At 68.7% G+C, this 22,607-nt stretch carries 25 protein-coding genes; 17 read left to right on the forward strand and 8 right to left on the reverse strand.

What is annotated here, in order from left to right:
- Window positions 1–27: 27 nt before the first annotated feature.
- A complete protein-coding gene (locus IEV64_RS00655) occupies window positions 28–990 on the forward strand; it encodes a zinc-dependent metalloprotease (RefSeq protein WP_007273240.1) in 963 nt (320 codons plus the stop codon).
- A gap of 10 nt (window positions 991–1,000) precedes the next feature.
- On the opposite strand, the gene IEV64_RS00660 is transcribed toward IEV64_RS00655, so the two are convergent.
- Both IEV64_RS00660 and IEV64_RS00665 read right to left on the reverse strand, forming a co-directional pair.
- Window positions 1,001–1,228: a hypothetical protein gene (locus IEV64_RS00660; protein ID WP_007273239.1), complete on the reverse strand. Its 228-nt coding sequence runs from the start codon at window positions 1,226–1,228 to the stop codon at window positions 1,001–1,003.
- Between the two features lie 103 nt (window positions 1,229–1,331).
- Window positions 1,332–1,904 (reverse strand): hypothetical protein, encoded by a 573-nt coding sequence (locus IEV64_RS00665; RefSeq protein WP_007273238.1) that lies wholly within the window; start codon window positions 1,902–1,904, stop codon window positions 1,332–1,334.
- Between the two features lie 122 nt (window positions 1,905–2,026).
- Here IEV64_RS00665 and IEV64_RS00670 point away from each other — a divergent pair, with 122 nt between their 5' ends.
- The gene (locus IEV64_RS00670) at window positions 2,027–4,726 is read left to right on the forward strand and encodes an AAA domain-containing protein (protein WP_188422894.1); all 2,700 of its coding nucleotides are present in this window, start codon (window positions 2,027–2,029) and stop codon (window positions 4,724–4,726) included.
- A 48-nt stretch (window positions 4,727–4,774) separates the two neighbouring features.
- On the opposite strand, the gene IEV64_RS00675 is transcribed toward IEV64_RS00670, so the two are convergent.
- Window positions 4,775–7,531 (reverse strand): ATP-dependent helicase, encoded by a 2,757-nt coding sequence (locus tag IEV64_RS00675; protein WP_188422895.1) that lies wholly within the window; start codon window positions 7,529–7,531, stop codon window positions 4,775–4,777.
- A 103-nt stretch (window positions 7,532–7,634) separates the two neighbouring features.
- On the opposite strand from IEV64_RS00675, the gene IEV64_RS00680 reads away from it, so the two are divergent.
- Window positions 7,635–8,381, forward strand: a complete 747-nt coding sequence (locus tag IEV64_RS00680) for an MBL fold metallo-hydrolase (protein WP_004969370.1) — start codon at window positions 7,635–7,637, stop codon at window positions 8,379–8,381.
- A 48-nt stretch (window positions 8,382–8,429) separates the two neighbouring features.
- Here the strand turns inward: IEV64_RS00680 and IEV64_RS00685 are convergent, their stop codons facing one another.
- From IEV64_RS00685 to IEV64_RS00695, 3 genes are all read right to left on the reverse strand, one after another.
- Window positions 8,430–9,176: an isopentenyl phosphate kinase gene (locus IEV64_RS00685; protein WP_188422896.1), complete on the reverse strand. Its 747-nt coding sequence runs from the start codon at window positions 9,174–9,176 to the stop codon at window positions 8,430–8,432.
- Window positions 9,173–10,261, reverse strand: a complete 1,089-nt coding sequence (mvk, locus tag IEV64_RS00690) for a mevalonate kinase (protein WP_007273234.1) — start codon at window positions 10,259–10,261, stop codon at window positions 9,173–9,175. Before mvk ends, IEV64_RS00685 begins: the two co-directional genes overlap by 4 nt.
- Window positions 10,262–10,394: 133 nt before the next feature.
- On the reverse strand, window positions 10,395–10,748 hold the full coding sequence (locus IEV64_RS00695) for a hypothetical protein (protein WP_007273233.1): 354 nt from the start codon (window positions 10,746–10,748) through the stop codon (window positions 10,395–10,397).
- Between the two features lie 152 nt (window positions 10,749–10,900).
- Between IEV64_RS00695 and IEV64_RS00700 the strand changes: the two genes are divergently transcribed.
- The 8 genes from IEV64_RS00700 to IEV64_RS00735 all read left to right on the forward strand — a co-directional run bounded on the left by IEV64_RS00700 (window position 10,901) and on the right by IEV64_RS00735 (window position 16,881).
- Window positions 10,901–11,965: a zinc-binding metallopeptidase family protein gene (locus IEV64_RS00700; protein WP_007273232.1), complete on the forward strand. Its 1,065-nt coding sequence runs from the start codon at window positions 10,901–10,903 to the stop codon at window positions 11,963–11,965.
- 96 nt (window positions 11,966–12,061) lie between these two features.
- On the forward strand, window positions 12,062–12,541 hold the full coding sequence (locus tag IEV64_RS00705) for a 50S ribosomal protein L11 (RefSeq protein WP_188422897.1): 480 nt from the start codon (window positions 12,062–12,064) through the stop codon (window positions 12,539–12,541).
- Between the two features lie 289 nt (window positions 12,542–12,830).
- Window positions 12,831–13,469, forward strand: coding sequence for a 50S ribosomal protein L1 (locus IEV64_RS00710; RefSeq protein ID WP_004969375.1), 639 nt, complete (start codon window positions 12,831–12,833; stop codon window positions 13,467–13,469).
- Complete coding sequence (locus IEV64_RS00715; protein WP_007273231.1) at window positions 13,466–14,515, forward strand: 50S ribosomal protein L10; 1,050 nt, start codon at window positions 13,466–13,468, stop codon at window positions 14,513–14,515. The genes IEV64_RS00710 and IEV64_RS00715 overlap by 4 nt, the downstream gene beginning before the upstream one ends.
- 21 nt (window positions 14,516–14,536) lie before the next feature.
- Window positions 14,537–14,878: a 50S ribosomal protein P1 gene (gene rpl12p / locus IEV64_RS00720; RefSeq protein ID WP_007273230.1), complete on the forward strand. Its 342-nt coding sequence runs from the start codon at window positions 14,537–14,539 to the stop codon at window positions 14,876–14,878.
- Window positions 14,879–15,065: 187 nt separating this feature from the next.
- Window positions 15,066–16,349, forward strand: coding sequence for a tripartite tricarboxylate transporter permease (locus IEV64_RS00725; RefSeq protein WP_188422898.1), 1,284 nt, complete (start codon window positions 15,066–15,068; stop codon window positions 16,347–16,349).
- A gap of 83 nt (window positions 16,350–16,432) precedes the next feature.
- Window positions 16,433–16,612, forward strand: coding sequence for an HVO_2753 family zinc finger protein (locus IEV64_RS00730; protein WP_004042997.1), 180 nt, complete (start codon window positions 16,433–16,435; stop codon window positions 16,610–16,612).
- Window positions 16,613–16,614: 2 nt separating this feature from the next.
- Window positions 16,615–16,881, forward strand: coding sequence for an elongation factor 1-beta (locus tag IEV64_RS00735; protein WP_004969379.1), 267 nt, complete (start codon window positions 16,615–16,617; stop codon window positions 16,879–16,881).
- A gap of 57 nt (window positions 16,882–16,938) precedes the next feature.
- Here IEV64_RS00735 and IEV64_RS00740 read toward each other — a convergent pair whose 3' ends face one another.
- Together IEV64_RS00740 and IEV64_RS00745 are read right to left on the reverse strand one after the other, a co-directional pair.
- The gene (locus tag IEV64_RS00740; protein WP_004969380.1) at window positions 16,939–17,196 is read right to left on the reverse strand and encodes a glycine zipper domain-containing protein; all 258 of its coding nucleotides are present in this window, start codon (window positions 17,194–17,196) and stop codon (window positions 16,939–16,941) included.
- Between the two features lie 119 nt (window positions 17,197–17,315).
- The gene (locus tag IEV64_RS00745) at window positions 17,316–18,476 is read right to left on the reverse strand and encodes a cystathionine gamma-synthase (protein ID WP_188422899.1); all 1,161 of its coding nucleotides are present in this window, start codon (window positions 18,474–18,476) and stop codon (window positions 17,316–17,318) included.
- A gap of 123 nt (window positions 18,477–18,599) precedes the next feature.
- On the opposite strand from IEV64_RS00745, the gene IEV64_RS00750 reads away from it, so the two are divergent.
- Genes IEV64_RS00750 through IEV64_RS00775 form a run of 6 tightly spaced genes read left to right on the forward strand, consistent with a single transcriptional unit; the run spans window position 18,600 to window position 22,599 of the window.
- Window positions 18,600–18,890, forward strand: a complete 291-nt coding sequence (locus IEV64_RS00750) for a 50S ribosomal protein L21e (RefSeq protein ID WP_004061361.1) — start codon at window positions 18,600–18,602, stop codon at window positions 18,888–18,890.
- 3 nt (window positions 18,891–18,893) lie between these two features.
- Window positions 18,894–19,250 carry an RNA polymerase Rpb4 family protein gene (locus IEV64_RS00755; protein ID WP_004042989.1) on the forward strand — a complete coding sequence of 119 codons (357 nt, stop codon included), beginning with the start codon at window positions 18,894–18,896 and terminating at the stop codon, window positions 19,248–19,250.
- A gap of 53 nt (window positions 19,251–19,303) precedes the next feature.
- Window positions 19,304–19,897: a DUF655 domain-containing protein gene (locus IEV64_RS00760; RefSeq protein ID WP_007275170.1), complete on the forward strand. Its 594-nt coding sequence runs from the start codon at window positions 19,304–19,306 to the stop codon at window positions 19,895–19,897.
- A gap of 42 nt (window positions 19,898–19,939) precedes the next feature.
- Window positions 19,940–20,803, forward strand: a complete 864-nt coding sequence (locus IEV64_RS00765) for a 16S ribosomal RNA methyltransferase A (protein ID WP_007275171.1) — start codon at window positions 19,940–19,942, stop codon at window positions 20,801–20,803.
- 3 nt (window positions 20,804–20,806) lie between these two features.
- On the forward strand, window positions 20,807–22,006 hold the full coding sequence (locus IEV64_RS00770; protein ID WP_188422900.1) for a mechanosensitive ion channel family protein: 1,200 nt from the start codon (window positions 20,807–20,809) through the stop codon (window positions 22,004–22,006).
- A complete protein-coding gene (locus IEV64_RS00775) occupies window positions 22,003–22,599 on the forward strand; it encodes a HemK2/MTQ2 family protein methyltransferase (RefSeq protein ID WP_188422901.1) in 597 nt (198 codons plus the stop codon). Before IEV64_RS00770 ends, IEV64_RS00775 begins: the two co-directional genes overlap by 4 nt.
- Window positions 22,600–22,607 lie beyond the last annotated feature (8 nt).

Below are 22,607 nucleotides of genomic sequence, written 5' to 3' on the forward strand. Positions count from 1 at the left end.
TTTGCGTCCGGCCCGCCACGGTACGGTATGAACCTCTTTCGGAGCGTCAGAGCGGTCGCGGACGCTTCGGCGACCGGCTCCGGTACCATCGACTGGGACGCCGTCACCGAGGCCGCGAAGTCAGCGACCGACCCCGGCTCGCTCGACCTCACGGACGCCGAGCGCGCGGGCTACGCGGCCGACGTTCGCGACGCGCGCGACCGTCTGTCGGCCGTCGCCGAGGTCGAGTTCGACGTGCCCGAGGTCGTCGAAGTCCAGAACCGACACCACTGGATAGACGCGAACGTGGCGACGTTCCGCCGGGTGATGGCCCCGTTCGAAGAACACGGTCCCGCGGTCCTCCCCGGCGTCACGCGCGCGGTCAACACCGGGTCGTTCGCCTTCGTCCTCTCGTTTCTCGGCAACAACGTCCTCGGGCAGTACGACCCGCTTCTCCTCGCCGAGGGCGACGACGACCACGGCCTGTACTTCGTCCACCCGAACATCCGCCGGGTCGCCGACAGCCTCGACGTGGACTACCCGCGGTTCCGCCGCTGGATAGCCTTCCACGAGGTGGCGCACGCCGCGGAGTTCGGCGCGGCCCCGTGGCTCTCGACGCACCTCGAATCGCGGATGCAACGCGGGGTCGACGCCCTCGTCGACGGCGACATCGACCGCGACGCCTTCCGCGAGCTCGACACGGCGATGACGGCCGTCGAGGGCTACGCGGAACTGCTGATGGACCGAGCGTTCGACGACGACTACGAGGACCTCCGCCGGAAACTCGACGAGCGTCGGCAGGGCGGCGGCCCGATCGCGAAACTCGCGCGGCGGCTCCTCGGCCTCGGCCTCAAGCGCCGGCAGTACGAACGCGGCGCTCGCTTCTTCGAGCACGTCGCCGACGAGCGCGGCGTCGCCGCCGCGTCGCGGGTGTGGGACCACCCGGAGAACCTACCGACCGACGCGGAACTGGACGCGCCCGAGCGATGGCTCACGCGGGTGTCGCCCTGAGTGACCGCCTCTACCGGCGGTTCACGGCGGTGAACTCGCGGCTCCACCGTTTCAGGTACCACGTGAGGAGGCCGCCGATGACGAGTCCGGCGACGAGCGCGATTGCGCTCTGAAGGAGCGTCGCGCCCGCCTGCACGGCGACGAGCGCGGCCGACACGCCGACCAGCAGGATAAAGCCGATTTTGAGCCGGTTGTTGGCGAGTCGCGTCTCCTCGTCGCTCATGCTCGAACCGACCATCGTCCCTCCGAACTCGCGCCGTGCGGGGAGTGCCGCGACCGCCCGCCGAGCCTATCGTTCATAGATGAGTAATGGATGTGCGAGGGTTTGAAACCGGTGAATCCTACTGGAAGCCGCGGTCGACGCCGTCGGACTCGATGAGGTCGTCGAGGTCCGACGAGAGCAACTCGTCGGCGTCCGTGAACTCGTCTGCGAGGTCGTCGAGGCGGTCGGGTCGGGCGTCGAACTCGTAGTCCATCGGGCCGAACGCCGGGCTGTCGAGCGCCTCCATCACGTCGGTGAAGAAGTCGTCGGCGGTGGTCGGCGCGTCGGCGTGGACCTTCACGGTCTCTTCGAGTCGCCGCGCCATCGACTCGGCCTGCGACTCGTCTTCGGGCGGTCTTTGGACGGCGAACCGGCCGGCGTCATTCTCGCCGTCGTCGCGCCGACGCGGGAACAGGGGGTCGAGGCCGTCGTCGACGCGGCGGGCGACGCGAGCGCCGACGCCGCGGACCTCGTAGGGGTTCTTGGCGTACGTCTTCAGTTGGTAGACGCCGGCGTCGGGGTGGGCGAGAAAGAGGTCCTCGCCGAGGCTCCGCCGCCGGGTGCCCGCGACGGCCCGCCACGCGTCGGGGTCGCGGTCGCGGCCGTCGTCGACGACCTCCGAGAGGATGTCCTGCCAATCTCTGACGCGCATGGGTGTGCGTACCGCGCGGGAGAGAAAGAGCGTGGCGGTCGCGGGGAGTCGCGCACGCGACCCGTCGAACCGCCCGTGCCCCACCGACGGCTATTTGCCCGCGCCTCACCCACGCTTTCGACGTGAACCTTCGCGGTCCGCTCGTCGAGGTCGGCGAGCCGCGCGACGTCGAAACGAAGTACGGCGAGCGCTCGCTGGCGGAGGTGACGCTCCGCCCCGAACGCGGGACCGCAGACCCCGTGACTGTCACCCTCTGGGGGAAGTGGACCCACGCCGCCGAGCACGCCGAACCGGGGATGGACCTGCTCGTCACCGACGCCGAGGAGTCCGAGTATCGCGGCGAAACGACGTACTCGACCGGCTCGGAGTCGTTCGTCGTCGTCGAACCCGACTTCCTCGTGGACGTGACCGACATCCGCTCGTGGGTGCAGTGCTCGCGGATGTACTACCTGAACAAGCTCTCGGGCATCCCGCTGAACTACCCGGTGGTGAAAGGGACTATCGTCCACGACGTGTTCGGCGACCTCCTCCGCGGCCGCGACCTCGAGTCGTCCATCGACGAGCGCATCGACGAGCGCGGCCTCGAACTCGGCCTGCTCGGCCGCGAGGTCGACGAAGTCGCAGACGAGGTGCGCCGCAACGCCGCCGCCATCGAGGGCTGGCTCTCGCAGGGCGTCCTCACCGACGAGGACGAGTGGCGCTCGGAGTACACCCTCATCTCGCCGACGTTCGGCATCAAGGGCCGCGCCGACGCCCTCCGCCGGGGGTCGCCCGTCGAACTCAAGACCGGCAAGAACCTCAACCGCGACCCGCGGTTCCAGGACAAGATTCAGGCCGCCTCCTACGCGCTCATCCTCGAAGAGCGGGGCGTGCCGGTCGACACGGGGACGCTCCTCTACACGAAGAACACGACGCTCGACCGCACCGAGGAGTCCGGCGACCTCTCGCCGGCGAAGGACTTCTCCATCGGCCGCGGCCTCCTCGAATTCGTCGTCCGCACTCGCAACGAAATCGCGGCGATGGAACACGACGCGTCGGTGCCGACCGGCTACGAGGTGAACTCGAAGTGCGAGTACTGCTTCGAGAAGGACACCTGCATGGTCGTCTCCGGCAGACTCGACCAGGAGTCGAAGGCCGGCGCAATCGGGAAGCCGGTCCCCGAGGACGAACGCGACTACTTCGACCGCTTCTACCGCGCCGTCGAGGAAGAACGCCGGTCGGTCCACAAGGAGTACCGAAAGCTCTGGGACCAGAGCGCCGAGGAGCGCGCCGCCGACGACCGGGCGCTCATCGGCCTCGAACCCCTCGGCCAGACGGAGCGCCCCGACGGCACGTGGGAACTCCGGGCGAAGCAGACCGACGACGCGGTGTCGAAGCTCCGCGCGGGCGACGTGGCGCTCGCCAGCGACGGCCACCCCGTCGAGGGCCACGCCGAACTCGCGCGCATCGCCGAACTCGGCGACGAAATCGTCGTCACGACCGACGAACCCGTGCCGCTCCGCCGCCTCGACGTGTACCCCTCCGAACTCACCGTCGACCGCCTGCTCACCTCCCTCCACGACGCGGTGCTCAAGGGCTCGCCCGACCGGAAAGACGTGCTGTTCGGCCGCCGCGACCCCGAGTTTGCGGACCGCTCTGCGGGTCGCACGTTCATCGACAACAACGACGCGCAGGACGACGCGGTGCGCCTCGCGGTCGACGCCGACGACCTCGCGCTCATCCACGGGCCGCCGGGGACGGGCAAGACTTACACCATCGCCCGCACCATCCGCGCGCTCGTCGAGGACGGCAACCGCGTCCTCCTTTCGGCGTTTACGAACCGCGCGGTCGACAACGCGCTCGAAGCCCTGCGCGACCAAGGCTTCGAGGACAGCGCGGAGCAAAGCTCCGCTGGCGGTCGGCGATTCGCCGACAACGTCGTTCGCGTCGGCACCGAATCGGGCGTCCGCGAGGACATGCAGGACGTGCGCCTCTCGCGGAGCGGCGACCCGAACGCGCTCGCCGCCGCCCTCCGCGACGCGCCGGTCGTCGCCGCGACCACCGCCTCCTGCGGGTCGCGCGTGATGCGCGAGCAGTCGTTCGACGCGGCGCTCGTCGACGAGGCGTCGCAGATAACCGAACCGGGGACGCTCGCCGCCGTCAACCTCGCCGACCGGTTCGTCCTCGTCGGCGACCACAAACAGCTTCCGCCGGTCGTCCGCGCCGAAAACGACCTCCAGCAATCGCTGTTCCAGCGGCTCATCGAAACCTACCCCGACGCCTCGGTCATGCTCGACCGCCAGTACCGAATGTCCCAGCGGATTCAGGCGTTCGCCTCCAAGGAGTTCTACGACGGCGCGCTCCGCCCGGCCACGGGGGCCGTCGCGGCTCAGCACCTCCGCGACCTCGGCGTCGACACCGCGGACCTCCCCGCCGAACTCGCGGACCAAGTCTCCTTCGTCGACCCCGACGGCCGGCGCGTCGGCAACACGAATCCCGTCGAGGCAGACCGCGTGGCCGAGGTCGTCGCCGCCTACGAGGCCGCCGGCGTCGACACCGACGACATCGGCGTCATCGCGCCGTTCCGGGCGCAAGTCGCCGAGATCTCCCGCCGAACCGACGCGACCGTCGACACGGTCGACCGATTCCAGGGCTCCTCGAAGGAGGTCATCGTCGTCTCCTTCGTCGCCACCGGCGAGTTGGACGGCCCGCTGTTCGAGGACCACCGCCGCATCAACGTCGCCCTCACGCGGGCGAAGAAGGCGCTGTGTCTCGTCGGCGACGCCGACGCGCTCGAATCCGACCCGTTCTACGACCGGATGCTCGCGTGGGCGCGCCGGTAGGACGTCTCGGCGGCGCACCGACCGTCGTCCCGTCGCCCTGTCGCCCCGTCAGCTCACGTCGATGCCGAGGTCCGCCTCGTCGTCGCCGATTTCGGCTTTGACGCGCTCGTGGAACTCTCTGAGCGCCGCGCTCTCGTCTTCGGCGAGGACCACGTCGCTCGCGGTCAGCGTGGCGAGGCCGAACGCCCGCGGCGTCGGCGACGAGACCTGGTGGCCGACCACGTCCACGTCGCCCGCCCGAATCGCCGCGACCGCGTCCTCGATGGCGGCGAGGTTCAGCTTGTCTTCGAGAATCTCGCGGTAGGTCTCTACCATCACCGCGAACTCGTCGAGGTCCTGGGCGAACGACAGCAACATCTCCGAGGAGACCTGCTGTTGGGCGGCGGACTTCTCGTAGCCCTTGTAGCGCTTGAGAATCATGAGCGAGCGCGTCGCGTTGATGCGGAAGTAGCGCTTCAGGAGGTCGGTGCCGTCGAGGGCGGCCCGCAGGTCGTCCTCGACTTCCTCGGGGGAGAGGTCGCGGAGGACGCCCGCGAGGTCGACTTTTCGGTTGAGCGGCATCGACAGCGAAAAGCCGTTGTCTGCGACGGCGACCTGCACGTTCGCGTTCGTCCGGCGGGCCGCGTGGTACGCGAGGAGCCGCGAGAGACCGTCGTTGAACCGCCGGCCGTAGGTGCAGTGGACGTAGAAGTGCCGGCGGTAGGTGTCGCGGTCGAGTTCGGTCTCCACGACGAGTCTGTCGGGCGTCGCCACGCTCTCGGGGCCGGCGTACCTGACCTGCTCGTCGAACATCCGCGTGACGGCGCGGACGCTGTTCTCGTCGAGCGGGAACTCCCGGAGCCACGACCTGACGGCGGGCGCGCCGCCGGCGTCGAGTCGGGCCACGAGGTCGGCCTGAAACGCCGCGAGTTCGCGGCCGAGGTCGTACGAAAGCGGCAGGCGCTCGGAGAACCACGAGGGGACCGTCGGGCGCTGGGCGGTGCGGTCGACGTACACCTTCGACCCGCGGCGGTAGCGGTACGCGAAGTGGTCGCCGCCGAGGACGAACACGTCGCCTTTCTCCAGCGTGTCGAGGTAGCCCTCGTCGAGCGTGCCGACCCACTGGTCGGCCCCGCGGACCAGCACGTCGCAGGTGAAGGAATCGGGAATCGTGCCGATGTTTGTCATGTAGATGACGCGGGCCATCCGACCGCGTTTGCCGATGAGCGGCTCGCCGACGGGGTACTCCTCGTAGTGGTGTTCGCCGTCCGGCGGGTCGTTGGTGTCGCGCCAGATTTTCGCGTAGACGTTTTTGTCTTCGAGGCCGTCGTAGTCGGCCGTGAGATAGCGGAACAGGCGCTCGAAGTCGTCGTCGGAGAAGTTCCGATACGGGTAGGCCCGCCGGAGCGTCTCGCGGAGTTCCGACTCGGGGCGGATGGCGTTGATGGCCATCCCGTACACCTGCTGGGCGGCCACGTCGAAGGCGTTCTCGGGGATGAACACCCGGTCGACGAAGCCCGACTCGGCCTTCGAGAGCATCACCGCGCACTCGACGAGTTCGTCCCTGTCGAGGGCGATGACGCGTCCCTCGACCGTCTGGCCGAGCTGGTGGCCGGCACGGCCGACCCGCTGGAGGAGCGCGGCGACCGACTTGGGGGAGCCGACCTGCACGACGAGGTCGATGTGGGGCATGTCGATGCCGAGTTCGAGGCTCGTGGAGGTGGTGACGACGCGCAACTCCCCGGCTTTTAGCTTCGACTCTATCTCCTGTCTGCGCTCTTTCGAGAGGCTCCCGTGGTGACAGCCAGAGTTGGATTCGCCGATGTCGTCGAACTCCTCGCGGAGGTTGTGGAGGACGCGCTCCGCGCCCGACCGCGTGTTGGTGAACACGAGCGTGTTCGTGTGCGAGGCCACGAGGTCGTGCAGGCGGTCGTAAAACCGATTCTGGACCTCGCTTCGGGGCGTCCGAATCAGGTCGTCGGTCGGACACTCCAGTCGGACGTCGAAGTCGCGGACGAACCGCGTGTCCACGAGTTCGTAGTCACGGGGCTCGCCGTCCTCGCAACCGACGAGGAACTCCGCAACCGTGTCGAGCGGTTCGACAGTGGCCGAACAGCCGATGCGCGTCGGCGACGACTCGGCGAGGTCTTCCAGTCGCTCCAGCGACACCGACAGGTGGGTGCCGCGTTTGTTCTCCGCGAGGCTGTGAATCTCGTCGACGACGACGTACTCGACGGTTCGGAGCTTCTCTTTGAACTTCGGCGAGTTGAGCAGAATCGCCAGCGTCTCGGGCGTCGTGTTGAGGATGTGCGGCGTCTCAGACAGCATCTTCTGGCGGTCCGCAGAGGAGGTGTCGCCGTGGCGGATGGCGTGTCTGATGTCCACCGTCTCGCCGCGGCCCTCGGCGATGTCGGCGATGCCCGAAAGCGGCTCGGTCAGGTTCCGGTGGATGTCGTTGGCGAGCGACTTCAGCGGCGAGACGTAGAGGCAGTACACCGAGTTGTCGAGGCCGTCGGGCGACTCCCGGTCGCGGCGGAACAGTTCGTTGATGATGGCGGTGAAGGAGGCGAGCGTCTTGCCCGACCCCGTCGGCGCGCAGATGAGGGCGTTGTCGCCGTCGTGGATGTGCGGGATGGCCCCGCGTTGCGGCGGGGTGAAAAAGCCGCCGTTGTCGGGGACGAACTCGCCGAATCGGTCGACCCACCACTCTTGGACGGCGGGCTCCAGCAGGTCGAGGACGTCCTCGTCGGCGACCGACACCGACTCGGGGTCGAACTCGTAGTCGCCGCCTCTCGACGCGAGAAGCGAGCGGCCGCGCCGGGTCATTACCTCGGGGTTAGCCCGCGCGGGTATGAGGGTTGTGCCTGTGTCCGCGGCGGCCGCCCCGGCGAGCACAAGGACTAACGCCGCCGCCGTGGTAGCTCTGCGCATGCGCGTCACGTTCCTCGGCACCGGCAGTGCGATGCCCGTCACCGGCCGCGCCCAGACCGGTCTCCTCCTCGAATCGGACGGTAACGCCCTCCTCGTGGACTGCGGGTCGGGCGTCCTCGCCCGACTCGCCGAGACGGAGGTCGGCTACGAGGGGGTCTCGTCGGTCCTCCTCACGCACCACCACCTCGACCACGTGTCGGACCTCATGGCGCTCGTGAAAGCCCGGTGGCTCGCCGGCGCTGACAGCCTCGAAATCGTCGGCCCGGAGGGGACCGAGACGCTCGTCGAGGGACTGTTCGACGTCCACGACTACCTGCGGGGCCGCCTCGACGTGCAGATTCGGGAGGTCGGCCCGACCGAGTTCGGCATCGCCGGCTTCGACGTGATGGGATTCGAGGTCCGCCACTCGATGCCGACGCTCGCCTACCGCTTCAGCAACGAGCGTGGCGAGGCCGACTTCGTCTTCTCCGGGGACACCGAGGCGTTCTCGGCCCTCGGCGACTTCGCCGACGGCGCGAGCGTCCTCGCGCACGACTGCTCGTTCCCCGACGACGTGGACGTGTCGAACCACCCGACGCCGTCGCAGGTGGGCGAGGCGCTCGCCGGGCGGGACATCGACTCGGTCTACCTGACGCATCTCTACCCGCACGCCGACCGTGTCACCGACGACCTCCGGGCGAGCGTGAGCGACCGCTTCGACGGCGAGGTCCGAGTCGCAGAAGACGGGCTGGTCGTCGAACTCTGAGCCTGACACTGAGCCCGAGTCCGAATCCGAGCCCGAGTCCGACGCCGACTACTCCCCGCGGATGACGGTCCCCGGCGACTCGCCGGCGACGAACGCCGACAGTCCCTCGGGGCCGAAGACGTGCGCCGGCGCGCCGAGCGCGAGCAGTTTTCTGACCTTCGCGGCCATGCCGCCGGTCACGTCGGTGGAGTCCGACCCGCCGAGCGCGTCGGCCGCGTCCGCGAACGCCGTAATCTCGGGAATCACGTCGCCGTCGGCGTCGAGCACGCCGGGAACGGTCGAACAGAGGCCGACGCGGTCCGCGCCGAGGCCGGACGCGAGCGATACCACGAGGTCGTCGCCGCTGACGATGGTCGCGCCCTTGCCCGCGTGCGCGATGACATCTCCGTGGAGGACCGGGACGAAGCCCTCGTCGAGCATCGTTTCGGTCGCCGCGAGGGGAAGCGACAGCGAGCCGTCGGTCTCGCGCGCGCCGGCCGAAAGCGGGTGGACCGGCAGGGCCGCGACGCCGCGGTCCGCGAGGGCGTCGAGGACGGCGTCGTTGAGGCGTTTCATCGCGTCGTGGATGGCGCGCACGCCGCGGGCGTCGTGACTGCCGGTCTCCGATGAGACGCCGTGTTCGGCGGCGTGGTGGTGGCCGAAGCTCCCGCCGCCGTGAACGACGACGACGCGGCCCGACTCGGCGAGGGTCGCGACCGCGTCCGCGGCGGCCGCCAGCCCCGCCTCGTCGACGGTCTCCGGTTCGTCCTTGTCGGTGACGACGCTCCCGCCGAGTTTGAGGACGACGAGGCTCACGCCGAGTCAGCCCCCGTGTGTTCTCCGTCTCCAGCGCGCTCGGCCTCGCCCTCGGCGTCCGCTTCGGGCGGCACCTCGACCCTGACGCCCTCGGTGGCGAGTTCGGCGCGGAAGGCGTCCTCGCAACCGGGGGTGAATCGGAGCGCGGTCTGGGTCTCGGGCGTCGGGTCCAGAGAGACGATACAGCCGCCGCCGCCAGCGCCCGTCAGCTTCGCGCCGTACGCGCCGGCCTCGCGGGCGGCCCACACCATCGAGTCCAGCGAGCGCGAGGAGACGCCGAGGGCCTCCAGCAGGCCGTGGTTGAAGTTCATGAAGCGGCCGAGTTCGGAGAGGAGTTCCTCGGGCGCGTCGTCGGCGTCGGGGTCCGCCTCGGCCAGCAGTTCCTCGCCCCGGCGCACGATGTCGCCGACGGTCGAGACGGTGTCGGCGGCGAAGTCGTACTCCTCGCGGAGCGCGCGGACGCCGGAGACGAGCGCGCCGGTGTCGCCCGCGCCGCCGTCGAAGCCGATGACGAACGGGAGCGGCGGCGCGTCGATGGTCCGGCAGTCGTCGCCCTCGACGCGGACGGCCCCGCCCATCGCCGAACAGAAGGTGTCGGCGCGGGACGCCTGTCCGTCTTGGACCTCGTGTTCGGCTTGGTAGGCATGTTCCGCGATTTCGCGGGGCGCGAGTTCGACGCCGAGTTCGCGGGTCGCGGCGTCGATGCCGGCGACGACAACCGCCGCGGAGGAGCCGAGGCCGGCCCCCAGCGGGATGTCGCTTTCGACGGTGATGTCGAAGCCGGCGTCGGGCGCGTCGGCGGCGTCGCGGGCCTGGTCGACCGCGGCGTCGATGTAGCCCATCGCGGCCTCCACGAGCGGTGCCGGAACGTCCACGTCGGGCCGGTCGCCGGTCGAGCCGCGGTACTCGACGGTGAAGCCGTTGAGACTCAGGTCCTCGGCGCGGACGCGGACGTGGTCGTCGTCGCGGGCGGAGACGGTGACGGTCGCCCGGCGCTCGACCGCGCAGGGGACCGCCGGCTCGCCGTAGACGACTGCGTGCTCCCCGAACAGATACACCTTGCCGGGAGCGCTCGAAACGGTCATACTCCGGAGTTGCTACGGGATTCGCTTAAGGGTATCCGACTGCGGTCGAACCCGGCGGCGGGCATCGAGGATAGGGGCCGGTGGAAACAGTCGGTGACACGGCCGCGGAAAAACGGTGTTCGGAGCCGTCGGCTCAGGCGTCGATTTCGACTTCGCCGCGCTCCTCGTCGGCGTCGTCGTCGAGGTCGGTCAGCTCGTCGAGGTCGTCGTCGCCGCCGCGGATGTAGCGGACCGCCGCCGCGATGCCGACGAGCAGGACCAGCCCGACGAGAAGCCCCAGTCCGGAGCGGCCGCCCGACTCGTCCGACTCGGCGTCGTCGAGCTCGTCGCGTTCGTCGGCGTCGAACTCGGCGTCGTAGTCGTCGTACGATTCGTCGTCGGCTTCGAGTTCCGCGTCGCCGCGCTTGGAGAAAAGCGGCGAACTGTTGGTCGGGCTGAACTCGAATCCGTCGTGCAGGTGGACCTCGAAGAGGGTGAAGTCGGCCATATCCATCAGTACGCTCACAAGATGGATATGCCTTGTGGCGACGGGTCGATGCGGGTCGCCGCGGGACGCCGCGCGCGGAGACGACCGACCGGCTTCCGGTGGGGTGTGCTGGATTCGCTGTGTTCTTGTCCCGCCGCCCGCGAACGTCCCGTATGGACGACGACCGACGCGCCTTCCTCGAAGACCTGCTCACCACACCCAGTCCGTCCGGCTACGAGGTCGCCGGCCAGCGCGTGTGGGTGGACTACGTCTCGCAGTTCGCCGACGACGTGACGGTCGACGACTACGGCAACGCCGTCGCGGTCCACGAGGGAACCGGCGGGGGCCCCGAAATCGCCTTCACCGGCCACGCGGACCAAATCGGCTACATCGTCCGCGACATCGACGACGACGGCTTCGTCCGCATCGGCCCCATCGGCGGCGCGGACCGCACCGTCTCGAAGGGCCAGCACGTGACGGTCCACGGCGACGACGGCGACGTGGCGGGCGTCATCGGCCAGACGGCCATCCACCTCCGCGACGTGGGGAGCGAGGAGTACGACGACCTCGAAGAGCAGTTCGTCGACATCGGCGCGACGAGCAAGGGCGACGCGAAGGACCACGTCGAAGTCGGCGACCCCGTGACGGTCGAAGCGCGGGTCCGCGACCTCGCGGGCGACCGCGTCGCGGCCAACGGGATGGACAACCGCGTCGGCACGTGGTCGGCCGCGGAGGGCCTCCGCGCCGCCGTCGAGGCCGACGTGGCCGCGACGGTGTACGCCGTCAGCACCGTCCAAGAGGAAGTCGGCGTGCAGGGCGCGAAGATGGTCGGCTACGACCTCGACCCCGACGCGATGGTCGCCGTCGACGTGACTCACGCGACGGACAACCCCGACGTGCCCGGAAAGCGCAAAGGCCCCGTCGAACTCGGCGAGGGTCCGGTCGTCTCCCGCGGGAGCGCGAACCACCCGAGCGTCGTCGCGCTCGCCCGCGACGCGGCCGCGGAGGCCGACATCGGCGTGCAGTTGCAGGCCGCCGGCGTCCGCACGGGCACCGACGCGGACGCCTTCTACACGAGTCGCTCCGGCATCCCCTCGCTCAACATCGGCATCCCGAACCGCTACATGCACACGCCCGTGGAGGTCGTCTCCACGAGCGACCTCGACGACGTGGCCGAACTCCTCGGGTCGATGGCCGCGCTCGCGGGCGGCGTGGACTCGTTCGGCGTCGAACTGTAAGCGGGCGGACGGCGGCCCCGCGAGCTGTGCGTAGTTGTCGCATACGGCTCCGGGCGAAAGAAAACCGTTAAAAGTCGCCACACGGTGTTTCCACGTATGGCTGGAACTATCGAAGTACTCGTTCCCGGCGGGAAGGCGAACCCCGGTCCGCCGCTCGGCCCGGAACTCGGCCCGACCCCTGTCGACGTGCAGGACGTCGTCAACGACATCAACGACCGGACGGCGGCCTTCGACGGCATGGAAGTCCCCGTCACCGTCGAGTACGACGACGACGGCTCGTTCAGCATCGAGGTCGGCGTCCCGCCGACGGCGGCGCTCATCAAGGACGAAGTCGGATTCGACACCGGAAGCGGCGAACCCCAGGAGAACTTCGTCGCCGACATGTCCATCGAACAGCTGAAGAAGGTCGCAGAGCAGAAGTCCTCTGACCTGCTCTCGTACGACCTCAAGAACGCCTCGAAGGAAGTCGCCGGGACGTGTGCGTCCCTCGGCGTCACCATCGAAGGCGAAGACGCCCGCACGTTCAAACAGCGCATCGACGGCGGCGACTTCGACGACTACTTCGACGACGAGTAATCGTCTCGGACCCGCCTCGGCGGTTCGAACCGCCCTTTCCGTCGGGCCGAGCGACTCGGCCCGCTTTCTTCTCTCCACCGACCCGACCGCGCCGGAGCGACCCCCATATCGCTCGCGTGCTCGCCAGCCCGCATGTGTGGCTGTGGCACGCGAAACCCCCGAATTCGGGTGTTTCGGCTCCCGTAGTTCGACGGACTTAAGTTGAGCCTACTCGTCCTGCCGGACGAGGCAGGCAGTAGCCTGTTTCACTGACCCGTAGGAGCAATCCTGCGTACTACGGAGGTGAATAATGGCAGACACAATAGTTGACGCAGTCTCTCGCGCACTCGACGAGGCACCCGGGCGGAACTTCCGCGAAACGGTTGACCTCGCCGTGAACTTGCGAGACTTAGATCTTAACGACCCGTCGAAGCGTGTCGACGAGAGCATCGTGCTCCCGTCTGGCACCGGCCAGGACACCCAGATTGTGGTGTTCGCGACCGGTGAAACCGCGCTCCGCGCAGAGGATGTCGCCGACGAAGTTCTCGGGCCCGATGAGCTCGAAGACTTCGGCGACGACACCGATGCGGCGAAAGACCTTGCCGACGAGACCGACTTCTTCGTTGCCGAGGCTGGACTGATGCAGGACATCGGTCGCTACCTCGGTACCGTGCTCGGTCCCCGTGGTAAGATGCCGACCCCGCTTCAGCCCGACGACGACGTCGTCGAGACGGTGAACCGGATGAAGAACACGGTGCAGCTCCGCTCGCGTGACCGTCGTACGTTCCACACGCGCGTCGGCGCAGACGACATGACGCCCGACGAGATCGCGGAGAACATCGACGTCATCGTCCGTCGTCTCGAAGCGACGCTCGAAAAGGGCCCGCTCAACATCGACTCCGTCTACGTGAAGACGACGATGGGGCCGTCCGTGGAGGTGCCCGCATGAGCGAATCCGAGGTCCGGCAGACCGAGGTCATCCCACAGTGGAAGCGTGAAGAGGTCGACGAGCTCGTCGACTTCATCGAATCCTACGAATCCGTCGGCGTCGTCGGCGTCGCGGGCATCCCGAGCCGCCAGCTTCAGGCCATGCGCCGCGAGCTTCACGGCTCGGCCGCGGTGCGCATGAGCCGTAACACGCTCGCGAACCGCGCGCTCGACGAAGTCAACGACGGCTTCGAGGAACTCAAGGAGTACATCGCCGGGCAGGTCGCCCTCATCGGCACGAACGACAACCCGTTCGCCCTGTACAAGGAGCTCGAGGCGTCGAAGACGCCCGCGCCCATCAACGCCGGTGAAGTCGCCCCGAACGACATCGTCATCCCCGAGGGTGACACCGGTGTCGACCCGGGTCCGTTCGTCGGCGAACTCCAGCAGGTCGGGGCGTCCGCCCGCATCATGGACGGCTCGATCAAGGTGACGGAAGACTCCAACGTCCTTTCGGCGGGCGAGGAAGTCTCCGAGGAACTCGCGAACGTCCTGGCGGAACTCGGCATCGAGCCCAAGGAGGTCGGTCTCGACCTCCGCGGCGTCTTCTCCGAAGGCGTCCTGTTCGAGCCCGACGAACTCGCCATCGACGTGGACGAGTACCGCGCCGACATCCAGTCGGCCGTCTCCGCCGCGACGAACCTCTCTGTCAACGCGGTCTACCCGACCGCCCAGACCGCGCCGACGCTCATCGCCAAGGCGACGAGCGAGGCCAAGGCCGTCGGTCTGTTCGCCAACATCGAGAGCCCGGACTTCATGCCCGAGCTCATCTCGAAGGCGGACGCCCAGCTTCGGGCGCTCGCGGCGAACATCGACGACGAAGAGGCGCTTCCCGAGGAACTCCGCGGCGTGTCCGCGGCTGACACGGGTGCCGCCGAGGAAGAAGAATCGACTGACGAAGAAACAGCGGACGCCGACGAGGCAGACGCCGACGCCGACGACGCCGCCGCCGAAGACGACGGCGACGACGACGAAGACGCTGGCGACGCCCTCGGCTCCCTGTTCTAACAACACACAAGGTACACAACAATGGAATACGTCTACGCTGCGCTCATCCTGAACGAGTCGGACGAAGAGGTCAACGAAGAGAACATCACCGCGGTCCTCGAGGCCGCCGGTGTCGATGTCGAAGAATCTCGTGTCAAGGCGCTCGTCGCCGCGCTCGAGGACGTCGACATCGAAGAGGCCATCGAGACGGCCGCCGCCGCCCCCGCGCCCGCCGCGGGCGGTTCCGCCGGTGGCGAGGTCGAGGCCGCTGACGACGACGACGAGGAAGACGCCGAAGAAGAGGCCGCCGACGAAGGCGGCGACGACGACGACGACGAAGACGAAGAGGCCGACGGCGAGGGCCTCGGCGCGCTCTTCGGCTAACTCCCGCGAGACCCCGCCGCGTCCGCGGCGACGCTCGCTTCGAAACTCCGATTTCTTTCGATGTAACCCGCCAGCGACGGCGTCGGCCGCACGCCCGCCGACTCGGATACAGGCCACGGCGCAGTCGCCGTCAGCGTCGGCGCCGAGCGCGTAGCTTCATACCGGAAGCCGCGGCCACTGCGGCGCGATGGTCGTCATTGGCGGCGCGGTCGTCTCCCTCCTCGGCCGAGCGGCGACGCTCGCGGCTCCCGCCGCGGCCGACCCGACGGTCGCCGCCCTCCTCGGCGTGGCCGTCGGCGTCCTCCTCGGGACCTGCTCGGGGCTGGTCCCGGGTCTCCACGCCAACGCCTTCGCCCTGCTTCTCGCCGGCGTCGCGTCCGAGTTCCCCGGTCCACGGGTCGCCGTCGCGGCCGCCGTCCTCGCCGCGTCGACGGTTCACACGTTCCTCGACGTGGTGCCGGCGCTGACGCTCGGCGTGCCCGACGCCGCGCTCGCGCCGGGCGCGTTGCCGGCGCACGAACTCGTCCTCGGCGGGCGGGGGCGGGAGGCGCTTCGGCTGTCGGCGCTCGGGAGCGGCGCGGCGCTCTGTCTGGCCGTGCCGGTCGCGGTGCCGCTCACCGACGTGCTGGTCGAGGGCTACCCCGTCGTCCGCGACTACCTGTGGCTGGTGCTCGCGGGCGTCGTCGTCGCGCTCGTCTGGACCGAACCGACCCGACGGGCGACGCTGGCGGCCTGCGTGACCATCGCCGCCTCGACGGGACTCGGGCTCGCCGTCCTCGACCGGTCGTTCGGGGGACCGCTCCCCGCCGGCGGCGTGTTGGCCCCGCTCTTGGCCGGGCTGTTCGGCGTTCCGGTCCTGTTGGCGGCGCGGCGGGGGTCCGGCGTGCCGCCGCAGGGCGACGCCGCGCTCGCGACGTCACCGGGGTCGGTCGCGCGGAGCGTCGCCGCGGGGACCGGCGGCGGCGCGTTCGTCGGCTACCTCCCCGGGGTCTCGGCCGGCGTCGCCGGCACGCTCGCGCTGGCCGCCCTCCCCAGAACCGACCCTGACGAATCGGCGCGGGCCTACGTCACCGCGACCAGCGCGGCCACGACGGCGACGACGGTGTTCGCGCTGTTCGCGCTCGCCGGGTTGGGGACGCCCAGAACGGGGGCGCTCGTCGCGCTCACCGAGGCGGAGCTCCCGACCGGACTCGGCCTCGCGGTGCCGGTGACGGTCGTCTCGGGGCTCTGTGGGGCGGCGTTGGTGCCGGTCGTCGGCGACCGGGCGCTCGGGGTCGTTGGGCGGCTCGACCAGCGCCGGCTCGTCACCGCCGTCTGCGCCCTCCTCGTCGTTCTCTCGTGGGCGTTCGCTGGCATCGGCGGCGTCGCCGTCCTCGCGGTCGCCGGCGTCGTCGGTCACGTCCCCGTCCGATTCGGCTGTCGGCGCGTCCACCTGATGTGCGTTCTCATGGGGCCGCTGATACTCGGATGAGGCGTGTCCACGCGGGCCACGGATTTCCCCCGCGGGAACCCGGAAAGACAACGGTTAAAAGTCGCGCGCCGGTTTATGAACGTATGAGCGAGTCCGAACAGCGACACGCGCACCAGTGTGTGTCCTGTGGCATCAACATCGCCGGCATGAGCGCGGCGACGTTCAAGTGCCCCGACTGTGGCCAGGAGATTTCGCGTTGTTCCAAGTGCCGCAAGCAGAGCAACCTCTACGAGTGCCCCGACTGCGGGTTCATGGGTCCATAATCATGGGAAAAGTAGCCGCCAAAATCAAGGTCATGCCGAACAGCCCCGAGCTGGACCTCGATAACCTCGAGGACGCGCTCGAAGACTCCCTGCCCGAGGGTGCGAAAATCAAGGGCTTCGAACGCGACGACGTCGCGTTCGGTCTCGTCGCCCTCCTGCCGACCGTCATCGTCCCCGACGACGCCGGTGGCACCGAGGCCGTCGAGGAAGCGTTCATCGAAGTCGAAGGCGTCGAGAGCGTCTCCGTCGAGAACGTCGGCCGTATCTGAACTGACGACCGACCTTTTTCGTAGGTTCGTCCCCGGAGCGGCCGCGCTCGCCCGCCGTCAGCGGCGCTCCATGAAGTAGACGCCGAGCACGACGCCGAACGTGAGCCCGAGCATCACGCCGATGGGCAGGGAGTTACCGATGACGCCCGCGATGCCGCCGAGCAGGAAGCCGATTGCCAGCCCGATGCCGAACTGCTCGGCGCTGTGGCTCGACCCCTCGTGGTCGTCGGAGTCGACCATCACGCGGTCGGTCGGTTCGGCGTAGCTCTGCCGCTGGGTGGACTCCGCGCTCAGGGAGAACGTCTCTTGGGACATACCTCATTATTCATCGTGCTGTTCAATAACCCTTACTCGCGTTCCCAGTTTCCGGCAACGACCGGTGTGTGAGGGCGCACGAGAGCGCATGAGGCCGAGTAGGCGCGGAGTTCGACGGCTCAGAACGCCGCGTCGAACGCCCGCTGGAGGTCGGCCTTCATGTCGTCGATGTGCTCGATGCCGACGGAGACGCGAATGAGGCCGTCGGTGAGTCCGGCTTCGAGCCGTTCCTCGCGGGGGATGGCCGCGTGGGTCATCGCCGCGGGCTGTTCGATGAGGCTCTCGACGCCGCCGAGACTCTCGGCGAGCGTGAACACCTCGGTCTCCTCGACGACGGTCGAGGCCTGTTCGAGCGAGCCGTCGAGTTCGAACGAGAGCATCCCGCCGAAGTCGTCCATCTGCTCGGCCGCGAGGTCGTGTTGCGGGTGGGAGTCGAGGCCGGGGTAGAACACCTCGGAAACCGCCTCGTGGTCGTCGAGCCACGCGGCGAGTTCGCGGGCGTTGTCGCAGTGGCGGTCCATCCGGACGGGGAGCGTCTTCGTCCCGCGGAGGACGAAAAAGCAGTCGAACGGCGAGGGCGTCGCGCCGACGGAGTTCTGGTAGAAGCCGATTTCCTCGTCTAACTCCGCGTCGTCGGTGACGAGTGCGCCGCCGACGACGTCGGAGTGGCCGCCGAGGTACTTCGTCAGCGAGTGCGAGACGATGTCCGCGCCGTGGTCGAGGGGGCGCTGGAGGTACGGCGTGGCGAAGGTGTTGTCGACGGCGCAGAGCGCGTCGACCTCGTGGGCGATGTCGGCGAGCGCGCCGATATCGTTGACGCGCATGAGGGGGTTCGTCGGCGTCTCGACCCACACGAGTTCGGTCTCCTCGCGGACGGCGTCGCGGACGGCGTCGTGGTCGGTGGTGTCGACGAAGTCGAACTCGAGGTCGTACTTCTCGTACACCTGCGTGAAGATGCGGTGGGTGCCGCCGTAGACGTCGTTGCCGGCGACGACGTGGTCGCCCGCTTCGAGGAGGTTGAGCACGGTGTTTATCGACCCCATCCCCGAGGCGAAGGCGCGGCCGTGCGAGCCGTGTTCGAGCGCCGCGAGGTTCGATTCGAGGTCGGTTCGCGTCGGGTTGCCCGTGCGGGAGTACTCGTAGCCGCGGTGGTCGCCCGGTCCGTCTTGGGCGTACGTCGAGTTCGCGTAGATGGGCGTCATGAGCGCGCCCGTCTCCTCGTCGGGCTCCTGTCCCGCGTGGATGGCGCGCGTCTCGATGCGCCGCTCGTCTTCGGACATACGAGAATCGCCGCGCCGACTCGGGTTAAGTCCGTCCCTCCCGCGCGACCACGCGGGAGACACACACGCGCGGTTCGTAACGTGCAATTTATAATGGCGACGCAAGTATTCGTTCTCACGACTATGCCGAGCTCCAACGGTCCGATGAAGGGGACGCGAGGAAAGCTCTCGAACAAGCCGCGCGAGCGCGGCACTTCGCCGCCGCAGCGCGCTATCGCGGAATTCGAGGAGGGCCAGAAGGTCCACCTCAACATCGACCCGAGCGTCCGCGAGGGTCGTTTCCACCCGCGCTTCAACGGTCTCACCGGTGAAGTCACCGGGAAGCAGGGCCGCGCGTTCAAGGTCCAGATTAACGACGGCGGCAAAGAGAAGACGGTCATCGTCCGTCCCGCTCACCTGCGCGCCCAGCAGTAAGCGATGACCATCTTCAAAGAAAAGCTCGACGAGGAGTATCTGACGACCTCCGAGGTCAAGGAACTGCTCGCCGAGGTTGAGGCGGAACGCGCCGCCGACGAAGAGCGCGAGATGCGCTACGAACTGGCCCGTGCGATAGAACACGTCAACCGGTTCGCCCACCTCGACCCCGAGGAGTCTCGCGAACTCGTCGAGGAGCTCGCCGAGCTCGAGAAGGTCGACGGTCCGACCGCCATCAAAATCGCGGACCTCCTCCCACAGTCGCGCGACGAACTCCGCGCGGTGTTCGCCCAACAGCGCTACGCGCTCTCGGGCGACGAACTCGACGAAATCCTCAACGTCGTCGCGAAGTACGTCTGACCGCGTGACAGCGCGGCCAACTATTTAAATATCGGCTCGCCGTAACTACTGGTATGACACGTACGGAGAGCGGTGACGCCGACGCCACGACCGAGTACGTCGTCGTACTCGACGTACTCCGCCACGGGCGTCAGGGAGACGACCGACGGCGCTTCGACGCGGCACCCATCGCGTACGCGCTCGGAGAGTCGGACTTCCGTCTCCTCGAGTTGACCCTCGTCGAAGACGCCGACGTGAGCATCGGCGACCGACTCGTCGTCTCGCCGGTCGCCGACCGCGAGCTGATTCAGTCCGTCGAAGAACTCTCGTACGGCGACCTCTCGAACACGGCGACGGCCGAAGTCGACTACGTCGTCGAGGACATCGTCGAGGCCGACGAACCGCGTTTCGTCGACTTCTACAACGACGCACAGCCCATCACCCTGCGGCTCCACCAGCTCAACTTGCTCCCCGGCATCGGCAAGAAGCTCCGCGACAAGATTCTCGAATCGCGGAAGCGACAGGGGCCGTTCGAGTCCTTCGAGGACCTCGAAGAACGCGTCTCCGGGCTCCACCGCCCGAGGGAGGTCATCGTCGAGCGCATCCTCGACGAACTCCGCGACAACGACGTGAAGTACAAGACGTTCGTCGGACGCGACGGGCAGTAGCGGAACGGGACTTTTACCCGCTCCCGCACGATACCTCTCCCAATGACGAGCGACGGTAGCGAACAGGTCCGCGGGACCGCCGCGCGCGACCCGGACGCACTCATCCGGCGGGCGGGCGCTCGCGGGAACCCGGACCACGACCAGCACTTCCTCGTCGACGACCGCGTCGTCGACCGAATCCCGACGTATCTCCCCGAGGAGGCCGACCGCTCGCACGTCCTCGAAATCGGCGGCGGGCCGGGCGTCCTCACGGACCGACTGCTCGGCGTCGCCGACCGCGTGACCGTCGTCGAACAGGACCGAACGTTCGCAGACCACCTGCGACGCGAGTTCGCCGACGAGGTCGAGTCGGGGCGGCTCACGGTCGTCGAGGGCGACGCGCTCGACGTCGACCTGCCCGAGTTCACGGCGTGCGTCTCGAACCTCCCGTACGGCATCTCCTCGGAGATTTCGTTCCGTCTGCTTCCCCGAGGCAAGCCGCTCGTGTTGATGTTCCAAAAGGAGTTCGGCGAGCGGATGGCCGCCGAGGCGGGCACCTCGGAGTACGGTCGCCTCTCGGTGAGCACCCAGCACTACGGCGACGTGGAGGTCTGCGAGCACGTCCCCCGCGAGGCGTTCGCCCCCAAGCCCGCGGTCCAGAGCGTCATCGTCCGCATCACGCCGCGCGAGCCGGACTACGAGGTCGACGACGAGGCGTTCTTCCTCGACTTCGTGAAGGCGCTTTTCACCCAGCGGCGCAAGACCATCAGAAACGGCATCCGCAACACGGCGCACATCTCCGGGCTGTCGGACCCCGAGGCCGTCGTCGAGGCCGCGGACGAAGACGTCCTCCGAAAGCGCGCCGGCAACATGGCTCCCGCGGAGTTCGCCGAACTCGCGCAACTCGCCGCGTCGGTCGGCCTGTAATCCATGACGCTCCCCGCACCCGCACTCGCCGCGGCGCTCCTCCGCCTCGCCTCGACGGAAACGCCCCTCCAGAGCGACGCCATCCTCGACATCGCGTCGCTGTTCCCGACGTTCGAACTCCGGGTCGTCGCGAGCGTCCTCGTGACCGTCGCCGTCGTCGCCGTCTGGCGACTCGGCGCGCGACTCCACGACAAGGAGGTCGAGGCCGTCTCGATGCCGGTGTGGCATCTCTCGGTGACGGTCCTCCGTCTCGTCGTCGTCGCCGGCGGCGGGGCGTTCGTCTTCGCGGTCTGGTCGCTGTCGGGCGACATCGGCACGATTTCGGCGCAGTACGACCTCAACAGACAGACGTTCGTCCGCATCGCGCTGTCGGCGGCGTTCGTCGTCGGCGCGTACGTCCTCACGAGCGTCCTCGGCCGGTTCATCGGCGAGATTGCGAGCACGCGCCCGGAGATTTCGGACCACCAGCGCGAAATCATCTACCGCATCGCGCAGGTGACGACCTACCTCGCGACGCTCGCGGTCATCCTCGGCATCTGGCGGGCCGACCTCGGCGGCTTCCTCGTCGGCGCGGGCTTCCTCGGCATCGTGGTCGGGATGGCCGCGAGACAGACTCTCGGGGCGCTCATCGCGGGCTTCGTCATCATGTTCTCCCGGCCGTTCGAAATCGGCGACTGGGTCGAGGTCGGCGACCACGAGGGCATCGTCACCGAGATCACGGTCGTGAACACGCGCATCCAGACGTTCGACGGCGAGTTCGTGATGATTCCGAACGACGTGGTGAGTTCGGAGAGCCTCGTCAACCGGAGCCGAAAGGGGCGGCTCCGCCTCGACATCGAGGTCGGCGTCGACTACGAGGCCGACGTCGACCGCGCCGCCGAGGTGGCACAGGCGGCCGTCGAAGACCTCGACGAGGTGCTTTCGGTGCCGAAGCCGCAGGTCGTCGCCAAGCGGTTCGGCGACTCGGCGGTCGTTCTCGGTGTGCGCCCGTGGATAGACCGCCCGAGCGCCCGCCGGTGGTGGCGCGCGCGGACGGCGACCATCTCGGCCGTCAGCGAGGCGTTCGACGAGGAGGGAATCACCATCCCGTTCCCCCAGCGCGCGCTGTCCGAGCGCGACCCCTCGGGTCCGATTCCGCTCACCGACTCGCGGCCCGAAGCGAGTCCCGAGGCCGACGGCGGCGTCAAGGGGGCCGACGAATGACCGACCTCGCCGAGCGCCGCGGCATGAACACCTCGGTCTACCAGCCCGCGGAAGACTCCGGCCTGCTCGCGCAGGCCGCGGTCGGCCGCGTCTCGGGGCGCGTCCTCGAAGTCGGCACCGGCTCGGGCTGGGTCGCAGAACGGCTCGCGACGAAGACCGACGCCGACGTGGTCGCCAGCGACCTCAACCCCCACGCCTGCCGGCAGGCGGCCGACCGCGCCGCCGCCCTCCGCGCCGACGGCCACCGCGGGTTCGAGGTGGTCCGCGGGAGCCTCGTCGAGCCGTTCCGCGACGACGCCTTCGACGCGGTGGCGTTCAACCCGCCGTATCTCCCCGAGGACCTCGAAGCCGCGCGCGACGACTGGATGGAAGTCGCCCTCACCGGCGGCGAGGACGGTCGCGAAATCATCGACCCCTTCCTCGACACCGTCGGGCGCGTCCTCAAACCCGGCGGCATCGTCTTCCTCCTCGTGAGTAGCTTCACCGGCTACGACGAGGTGCTCGCCCGCGCCGAGGCGAACGGCTTCGGCCACGAGGTCGTCGTGCAGGAGTCGTACCCCTACGAGACGCTCACGGTGCTCGCGTTGGGATAACCAATGCG

The organism is Haloferax sulfurifontis (assembly GCF_014635105.1).
GTDB lineage: Archaea > Halobacteriota > Halobacteria > Halobacteriales > Haloferacaceae > Haloferax > Haloferax denitrificans.